The organism is Shewanella sp. SP1S2-4 (assembly GCF_031932075.1).
Taxonomy (GTDB): domain Bacteria; phylum Pseudomonadota; class Gammaproteobacteria; order Enterobacterales; family Shewanellaceae; genus Shewanella; species Shewanella baltica.
In genome coordinates this window covers 68,045-76,168 of sequence record NZ_JAUOET010000021.1, presented here as the reverse complement: position 1 = coordinate 76,168, position 8,124 = coordinate 68,045, and the positions used below count along the sequence as shown (strand labels likewise).

Here is an 8,124-nt window from a genome sequence, read left to right as displayed (position 1 = left end):
ACTTTCTTACTAGTGAAAGTTAAAAAAGCTAGCACAACAATCGGACGCGGGATGGAGCAGTATGGTAGCTCGTCGGGCTCATAACCCGAAGGTCGTCGGTTCAAATCCGGCTCCCGCAACCAATTTAACCAGCATAAGCTGGTTTTTTTGTACCTAAAAATCAATGAAACCCACAGTAAAATATGGGATAGAGCGGCATGCTAACTCGTCGGGATCAACTCTTTATAAATAACGGGCGAAGGTCATCAGTTCAAATCCGGCTTCCGCAACCAAATCTCTTATGTAAGAGAAGATAACCAGCTTAAGCGGTTTTTTTCCTGAAATTCATAATGATCTTCTGTAAATCATCACCAGAGCACCACTGGTAACTCGTCGGGATTAACTCTTTATAAATAACAGGCGATGGTCATCAGTTCAAATCCACTTCAGCAACAGCATCCGAACTAAAAATTTAACCTGATTAGCTGATCTCAATGCGTTTTTTGGATTTCAAATTTCGCCATGAAGGTATCGGACAATATGACTCCTGCCATAGCACCAAAGGAAACGGTGAAAATCATGATGAAAGGTAGAGGTTTCAAATAAGCGGAAGTGAGAACACCTTGACCGAACCAGTGCAGCAATAGACCAAGGATCATGACGCCAAAAGCGAGCTTATTCACAGCAAAAAACATCGGAATTTCGAACGCCCACAACGCTTTATTTTCCTTAAATTGAGCGAAACCGAAATAGAGATAAAGCAGTAATGCCACAATAGCGATAGCACCAACACTGAGTGTATAGCTTAACTGGGATGTCCCTGCCAATACTTGATAACCTATACGAATGGCATAAATTCCAACACCCAACCAAAGTATCAGCAATGGCAATAAAATGAGTCCCATTTTTTATCCTTAAAAGTTGAGATAGACATACACTTTGCACCTAAAGCAAGCTCTTGAAATAAGCACTTAATACTATTTCCTAACCTCGATTTGTGAAGTGAGCGCTTGAAGTAAATTCTTAGATTGAGCACTTAGCGTCAGATCCTATAGAAAGTTAGGACTTAGATTGAACGCTTAGAGTCCGTTCTTAAAGTAAATGTCTTAAGCAACTGTTAAAATAGCGCCGAGATCAGCATGCTACTTTATCCGCGCCATATGGTACACACTGACAAATTCACCATTTCTAAAGGCAAAATCCTTCGACTCACCTTCAATCACAAAACCAAACTTTTTATACAGCCCAATGGCGGCATGATTGTCGGTATAAACCGTTAATTCAATTCGTTTAATATTCATCCATTTATCGGTAAGCTCAAGCATAGCGTTAATCAAAGCGCTACCAACACCGCGGCCTTGATAGCTATCCTTTACCCCCATTCCAAAGGAGGCTACATGCCTGCGACGGGGTTGCTCGTACACCTCGAAACCCAACTCGCCGACAACTTCACCTTCAATCTCTGCGACATAGCGATGAATATTATTCGATGTTGCAGCAAGGCGTGACTCCCATTTATCGGTCGATGGCCAAGGAAGTTGCAAGGTGCCTGCATAGGCATTCAGGCAGGCATATACGTCTTGAATGGCTGCGGCGTCACGCTTCTCTGCATGCCTAATCGTAATCTTTCCCAATAAATCCCTCCTTGATTTTCTTTCTCATAAAATACCTGTCCGGTCCCACGTACATAGAGCTAAGTACACGGAGCTAAGCCTATCGAATTAACTAAAGCACATGCGCGAACATAATAGAAAATCGCAACTCTGCCCGCTTCTTATCTAACCGACTTTACGGATGAAGCTCGCATAAGACAAGTATGAAATTTAAAAAACTATTGATAAACCTAGTTTTTATATGGATAGATATCAATTGAGATGAGCATTTAAAACCACGGTGCTATCTCCATTGCCCTACCACACCGCCTCGACAATCCTGCCTCGACATCTAGATTGAAACACTAAGCAAATAAAAAACCCGCTCAAGATAAGTTCTTGGCGGGTTTATGGGATATCGCGACACTTAAGTCGAGCCGAACAGTTCAGCATTAAAATTAAGCTAGTATAATCAATCACATTACACTAACTAAACTGAGTCACTGTGTTCTGTCAAAGCGGTAAACGACCATTAAATGACAAGGCTAACGTCGTGCTATCCACGTATTCAAGCTCTCCACCAACGGGTACGCCGTGGGCGATGCGACTGATCATCACCTTATGGCGTCTGGCCATATCAGCAATAAAATGCGCTGTGGCCTCGCCTTCTACCGTCGGATTGGTCGCTAAAATCAACTCGGCAACATCACCCGAAGCCAAGTGGCGCTCGAGTAACGCTAAACCTAGCTCTTCTGGCCCAACACCATCGAGTGGCGATAAATGACCTAAAAGCACAAAGTAGCGACCAGTGAAATGTCCACCCGCCTCAATGGCTAACACATCGGCCGGCGTTTCCACCACACAAATGGTGGAAGACGTGCCGCGTTTATGGCTAGCACAAATCGGACAGAGGGTTTCTTCAGTGTAGGTTCGGCAAGACTGACAATGACCGACGTCACTCATCGCACTGGACAGCGCACTGGCTAATTTAAGCCCTGCTTTTCTGTCACGCTCGAGTAACTGAAACGCCATACGTTGCGCCGATTTAGGCCCAACCCCAGGTAAACAACGCAGGGACTGAATTAACTCATCTAACAGTGGACTAAATTTCATCGGCTATCTCAATTAAAATGGCATTTTCATGCCTGGAGGTAATTGCATACCACCAGTGACTTCGGCCATTTTAGTTTTTTGATTTTCTTCAATTCGACGGGCAGCGTCATTACAAGCTGCAGCAATCAAATCTTCCAGCATTTCTTTGTCGTCTTCCATCAGGCTTGGGTCGATTTCGACTTTACGCACTGTGTGCGCGCCTGTCATGGTGACTTTCACCAAACCTGCACCCGATTCGCCCACCATTTCCATACGGGCGATTTCTTCCTGCATTTTGGCCATTTTTTCTTGCATCATCTGGGCCTGTTTCATCAGATTGCCCATACCGCCTTTTCCAAACATAGTCTTTTCTCTTCTATTAGGGTTAGTCGCAAGCATTAACGCGGCTAATCTTACTTAAATAAATGGGATTGGCAATCAATGCCGTTATCTTGTTAATAAACTTATGATCTCGATGCCGAGTTTCTCAGCAGCATTACTATAAATAGGTACTTTAAGCTCAAATTTAAACCACGGCGTAACAAATTAACGACCAAACTTTGCCCCTAGGACTCGTTGATTGTTGATAATCGATAGTGGTTAACTCGCGGCCTCAGTTAGCTCAGGTAAAGCTTGTATTTGCTGACTGCGTAAATTCAACAACTCAGGTGGGTACACTAAACTATCGGCATCGAGTTCGGCGCCCATACGTTGGATCAACCATTGCACATTGTCATCATGGATCAATGATTGATGCGCCTGTTGCAGCAACTCTTGGTGGAAACGCTTACGTAACTCTAAAGGCGTTTCCCGCTGTTCATCGATTCCTATGACCACTTGCACCCGTCTTGGGTTCCCGAGCGCAGCACTTAAGGCTTGCTCGAGCTGCACTATGGCCACATCGGCCGCTAGATGCTTCTGGTTTGGCTTAAGCAACAGCGGCAAAGGATCGCTCTGGGTTTGGCAAACGGAATTCACCGCCAATTGCCGCACTCGTCCGCCGATCTCTAAGCTCGCCATCAACTTGTACCAATGCAAATCTAATGGATGACCACTAATAGGTTGAGTCGAACTGAGCGCAACGTGTGTCTCCTGCGTGCGTTCAACAGCACTAGCCGTCTGATTTAGTGCATCATTAGCAGTGTTGCTAGCCTCTAAAGATCCTTGATCACCGTTGGCTGAGTCGACCTTAATTTCTGAGCCTTGAGCCACCATAACATCAGCAGCAACATCAGCGATATCATTATTGCCGCACTCAACCTGAGTCGTTTCGATAAGCTCAACCGTTAACTCTGCTTTTGGCTCAGCCTCCCAAGGCGGACGATCATATGCTGCCGGTTTGACTGGAACAGCAGAAACAGAACTAGCTGAGTCTGCGATCGAAGATACGGATTGATGCAAAGTAATTGGCTCAAGATCTAAGTCAAAATCATCAAAATCTATTGTTAAATCGGGATCTAAATCAGCGGCGGGATCGGCAGAGAATGACGCACTTGTCTTACTTGCATCACTTTTACTGGCAGGTTTTGATAAAGTGATCCCATTGGCTTTACTGTTTGGTGTCTTTAATTTTGAGTCCAGTGACGACTTTTTTTCATCACCGTCCTTAACACTTAAGGCATCAAGATCTGATAACAGTGAATCCCGCGCCGCCAACACCGCCGAGAGAATATCATCATCGGCTAAGGATGCGGAGGCTAGTGTTGGAATTGAAATTGGAGTAAGTGTCTGAGGAGACACTTGAGCCATTGCAGCTGACTGACTATCAACAGAGCCTTGCATGCCTACAGCACTTTGAATACTTGCTGCGCTTTGAACATCAGCAGAATGTTGAACACTATCTGAGTGTTGAACATTAGCTGAGTGTTGAACATCATCAGGCACAGCATGAGAGTCAAAGCTGTGATGAAAATCGTCATCATTGTAAGAGCCGGAAGAGAATTCAACATAAGCATCTTGATAGGAATCGAGCGGCGCTGACTCTTGGGCATAATCTCCCATCGCTGGATATGAATACTCGGCTTCAGTTCCATAGGGACTATGTTCATCAAGCCCATTTTGCTCAAGCGTATTGTTAGCGGTGGGATTGTTATCCAGTGTGTTCTCAGCAGCGCTGTTGTTATCAGCAGATGTTGAATCAACAAGCGTTTCAGCCATAGCTGGATTAACAATACTCGACTCGGCAGCTGCCCCGATTAATTCAGGAACTTCACTATTCTGAGCATCTAAACTCGCAACCGATGCTTCAATGTCAGCAACGGGTTCAGAAATGTGTATAGAAGGCGCTTGAGCGGTTGATACTGTTTGAGTTTGAGGCTCTACCTCAGCATTCACTGTGTCAGCGTTTAAGCTGTCAGCGTTAAATCCCTGACTCTGCGCCTGACTTAGAATCACCGCCTGTTCGGCAATTAATGCCGCATCCGCTTCGAGCTCAGCATCAAATGCCTGCTCTGAGATATCTGCTGGCTCAATTGACACGTCAGCCATGTCAACAGCGTCCGCTTGCGCGGTTTCAACTTGCTGGTTAGCGCTAGTTTGCTCAATTAATGCTGTTTTTTTTTCAGCAGGCACTGTTTTAATGGTATGCGGTTTAGTGCTATGTGGTTCAGCAGTATGTGTTTCAGCAAACTGTTGTTCATTTACATGAGGAGCTTGCGCTGCAGCAGTTGCCGCAACGGGCGTTTGCCCTTCGGGTAAACGGATCTCAGCGACCGTTTCAGGCTGCCAACGCTTTACCGGCTTTTCTGGCACAAATGCGACTGCGCGTAACAGCGCCATCTCAAGACCCGATTTAGGATCGGGTGCATGGGGTAAATCTTTGCGGCCCGTTAATAAAATCTGATAATAAAGCTGCACTTGCTCCGGCGTCAGCTGCTCGGCAAAGGCGCGAATTTGCGCGCTATACAAAGATTGCTGCGCGGCCGCGGGAGCAAATTGGGTCAAGGTAATTTGATGTAACAGCTCAAGCAAACTGCGCAGCACTTCTTGGGCATCTGCGCCGTACGCGAGCACTTGGGCACAGGTGTGCATTAACACGCCAATATCGGCATCGGTTAAGGCTTTAAGCAAGGCAACCACATGCTGCTCATCAATACTGCCCAGCATAGTTTGCACTTGAGTGAGCATCACATTGCCGCCACCAAAGGCGATCGCTTGATCGGTCAAACTCAAGGCATCACGCATACTGCCATTGGCGGCTTTGGCAAGAAGCTTTAAGGCTTCAGCATCAAAGGGAAACTGCTCTTGGGTCAAGATATGATTGAGCTGAGTGCCAATTTCGCCTTGGGTCAGGCTTTTTAAATTGAATTGCAAACAACGGGATAACACAGTCACGGGCAGTTTCTGTGGATCAGTTGTCGCCAAAAGAAATTTAACGTGTTCGGGGGGTTCTTCTAAGGTTTTGAGCAGTGCGTTAAAACTGCTGCGCGACAGCATATGCACTTCGTCGATGAGATAAACCTTAAAACGGCCACGGGTCGGACGATACTGCACATTGTCTAACAGCTCACGGGTGTCATCGACCTTAGTGCGGGACGCGGCATCGACTTCAATTAAATCGACAAAACGGCCTTGCGCGATTTCCACGCAGCTGCCGCAAACACCACAGGGAGTCGCTGTCACGCCTTGTTCGCAATTTAAGCCTTTGGCAAAGAGTCGCGCCAAGCTGGTTTTACCGACACCGCGCGTTCCCGTAAACAGGTAAGCATGATGTAAGCGCTGCTGGCTTAACGCATTGGTCAAGGCATGCAAAACATGGCTTTGGCCAACCATTTGATCAAATGTGGCAGGGCGCCATTTTCTGGCTAACACCTGATATGACATGGAACTCCCCAGAGTATGTGATACAAGAGCGGGAGCATGCGCCCCGAGAACTTTGAAAGATAACATGTCATGATTTGACATGCCATCAAACTATCCCAAGGCGCCTTTAGCTGCAGATTTATTCGCCTTCAAACTCACAAAGTTTAACCAACTCAAGCCCTAAAGCGGTTAAACGTGCTTCACCACCTAAATCAGGTAATGAGATCACAAAGGCTGCATGTTTAACTTCACCGCCCAGTTGGCGAATGAGTTTAACGGTCGCTTCAATAGTACCGCCAGTCGCGAGTAAATCGTCAACGACTAGCACTTTGTCATTTGGATTAATCGCATCGGTATGAATTTCTAGGCTATCGTGACCGTATTCCAGTTCATAGCTTTGGCTGATAGTCGCACGCGGTAATTTACCCGGTTTACGCACAGGCACAAAACCCACACCCAATTCTAAAGCCAACGGCGCACCGAATAAGAAACCACGGGCTTCGGTGCCCACAATTTTGGTAAAGCCTTGGCCACGATAATGTTCAACTAACAAGTCGATGGTCGCTTTATAGGCGGCTGCATTCTCAAGCAAACTGGTGACATCTCGAAATAAAATCCCTTCCTTAGGATAATTAGGAATCGTTTTAATGCTTTGCTTTATCAAGGATAAGGTTTCTGTATTCATAGCCATCATATTTACTTAATAAGTTACTTAATCAATTCACCAACCTAGCGTTGGCGGTATAAAACAAAACGTCCACACTGGGTGGACGCATTGTCGAAAGTCGGACAAAGCTTATGCCGCTTTAGTTTTAGTTGCAACAATCACAACGCACAAGTGATGGAAAGGTTATCAATTTGTGCCTCAGATCAAACCCTGTCGACACAGTGTTAAATCACCTCAACCATGACGCGACGAAAACGATTTGCCACACATTGAATCCACAGTGTCGCTCTATTCCGCTATTTCAGGGATCCCTTTGAGATACCAGAGTAAGACGAGTGCCATCACGAGCAGCAAACCTTTTACCCAAAGGATGGGCACCACAATAATGCTGACACTAAAACTCAGCGCGCTGACTATCATAGCTTTGCGTTTCAATCCCTTACGCATTGCTCGCTGCTCTTGCCACTGGGTTAAGGCATCGGCAAACCATGGGTGAGTCATCAACCAATGGTGTAAACGTTCACTGGAGCGGGCAAAGCAGAAAGCGGAAAGCAAGATAAACGGCACGGTCGGCAGCAAGGGCAACACGATACCGAGTAAACCTAAGGCTAACGCGGTTAAACCTAACAATAAAAATAATCCGCGCTTTAATACCATCGATTTACTTACCCTTTATCGGAAAAACAAAAGCCACTCTAAGAGTGGCCAATAGTCTATGCGCTCGAGATTAACGCTCGCTTAAATTAGACCTAAGTGCTTTAACCAAGACAGGCTTGCTGGCAGAGTCGGCAACAGTAAAACTAAAATAAAACCAATAAAATACAAAAAATTAAATGGGTCTTTGAACGGCTGACTACTCATTACAGCTCCTCTAGTATGTGCAAGTATAAGTGCGCAGGAATCGTACAGTGATTGAGATCACAAAACGGCCGACATTGTAGCGGTTTGTCAAATTAATAAAAACCCTTTAGATGTAGGGTTATTGCATTTATT

General features: G+C 45.7%; 7 protein-coding genes and 1 tRNA gene. 1 reads left to right on the top strand and 7 read right to left on the bottom strand.

The window, feature by feature from the left end; genetic code table 11:
- The first annotated feature begins 45 nt into the window (after nucleotides 1-45).
- Nucleotides 46-122 (top strand) — tRNA-Met (locus Q4Q52_RS16910).
- A gap of 348 nt (nucleotides 123-470) precedes the next feature.
- Here the strand turns inward: Q4Q52_RS16910 and Q4Q52_RS16905 are convergent.
- The 7 genes from Q4Q52_RS16905 to Q4Q52_RS16875 form a co-directional block, all read right to left on the bottom strand.
- Nucleotides 471-884, bottom strand: a complete 414-nt coding sequence (locus Q4Q52_RS16905) for a hypothetical protein (protein ID WP_311991164.1) — start codon at nucleotides 882-884, stop codon at nucleotides 471-473.
- Nucleotides 885-1,121: 237 nt separating this feature from the next.
- A complete protein-coding gene (locus tag Q4Q52_RS16900) occupies nucleotides 1,122-1,613 on the bottom strand; it encodes a GNAT family N-acetyltransferase (protein ID WP_311991163.1) in 492 nt (163 codons plus the stop codon).
- A 471-nt stretch (nucleotides 1,614-2,084) separates the two neighbouring features.
- Entirely contained in the window at nucleotides 2,085-2,684 is a 600-nt protein-coding gene (recR, locus tag Q4Q52_RS16895; protein WP_006082081.1) for a recombination mediator RecR, read from the bottom strand.
- Nucleotides 2,685-2,696: 12 nt separating this feature from the next.
- Nucleotides 2,697-3,026 (bottom strand): YbaB/EbfC family nucleoid-associated protein, encoded by a 330-nt coding sequence (locus Q4Q52_RS16890; protein ID WP_028759630.1) that lies wholly within the window; start codon nucleotides 3,024-3,026, stop codon nucleotides 2,697-2,699.
- 237 nt (nucleotides 3,027-3,263) lie between these two features.
- Nucleotides 3,264-6,566 (bottom strand): DNA polymerase III subunit gamma/tau, encoded by a 3,303-nt coding sequence (gene dnaX, locus Q4Q52_RS16885; RefSeq protein ID WP_311991162.1) that lies wholly within the window; start codon nucleotides 6,564-6,566, stop codon nucleotides 3,264-3,266.
- A 37-nt stretch (nucleotides 6,567-6,603) separates the two neighbouring features.
- Nucleotides 6,604-7,155 carry an adenine phosphoribosyltransferase gene (gene apt / locus Q4Q52_RS16880; RefSeq protein WP_086010671.1) on the bottom strand — a complete coding sequence of 184 codons (552 nt, stop codon included), beginning with the start codon at nucleotides 7,153-7,155 and terminating at the stop codon, nucleotides 6,604-6,606.
- 264 nt (nucleotides 7,156-7,419) lie between these two features.
- Nucleotides 7,420-7,788, bottom strand: a complete 369-nt coding sequence (locus Q4Q52_RS16875) for a YbaN family protein (RefSeq protein ID WP_106650817.1) — start codon at nucleotides 7,786-7,788, stop codon at nucleotides 7,420-7,422.
- Nucleotides 7,789-8,124: the final 336 nt, after the last annotated feature.

Coding starts and splice junctions, on each gene's coding strand:
- recR (WP_006082081.1), bottom strand. CDS start 2,684: ATGAAATTTAGTCCACTGTTAGATGAGTTAATTCAGTCCCTGCGTTGT.
- dnaX (WP_311991162.1), bottom strand. CDS start 6,566: ATGTCAAATCATGACATGTTATCTTTCAAAGTTCTCGGGGCGCATGCT.
- apt (WP_086010671.1), bottom strand. CDS start 7,155: ATGGCTATGAATACAGAAACCTTATCCTTGATAAAGCAAAGCATTAAA.
- Q4Q52_RS16890 (WP_028759630.1), bottom strand. CDS start 3,026: ATGTTTGGAAAAGGCGGTATGGGCAATCTGATGAAACAGGCCCAGATG.
- Q4Q52_RS16875 (WP_106650817.1), bottom strand. CDS start 7,788: ATGGTATTAAAGCGCGGATTATTTTTATTGTTAGGTTTAACCGCGTTA.
- Q4Q52_RS16905 (WP_311991164.1), bottom strand. CDS start 884: ATGGGACTCATTTTATTGCCATTGCTGATACTTTGGTTGGGTGTTGGA.